Here is a 513-nt window from a genome sequence, read left to right on the forward strand (position 1 = left end):
ATTCTTTGAGTTTCGCGCACATTTGGCGAACTTCTGATTGAAATGCTCAATAAAGCAGGGCAACCATGCATTTGCTTCTGCAATCGAACAGATACCTTCCAGGCGCATCTCCTTGATCAAACGGTCCTGAAGTGTCCTGTTGGCACGTTCCACACGACCTTTGGCCTGTGGTGAGTTGGCAAAGATAATATCAATGTTTAACTCATTCAGGATCCGGCCAAATTGCGTGATCTGTCTATCTTTGCTCGATTTCTGATTCACTCGGAATACCGAGTGTTTATCGCTATAAAAGGCCAGAGGCTTGCCGTATTGTTCAATGTAGGCTCGGGTAGAAAGCATATAGTCAAAGGTCGTTTCCGCCTCACAAAAGCGCAGATGCAACAGCTTTCCAGTGGCATCATCGATATAAACCAACAAGCAGCATTTGGCGGAACGGCCTTCAAACCAGTCATGATATGAGCCATCAATCTGGATCAGCTCACCGAAGCAATCACGGTTATAACGTGGCTGATA

The 513-nt window shown here is 46.0% G+C and carries 1 protein-coding gene; it reads right to left on the bottom strand.

Annotated elements, in window-relative coordinates:
* The coding region (locus tag ACE01R_RS17910; RefSeq protein ID WP_395552822.1) for an ISNCY family transposase at positions 1-513 on the bottom strand (513 nt) is incomplete at both ends.

This window comes from Acinetobacter sp. BSP-28, assembly GCF_044130285.1.
Classification (GTDB): Bacteria; Pseudomonadota; Gammaproteobacteria; order Pseudomonadales; family Moraxellaceae; genus Acinetobacter.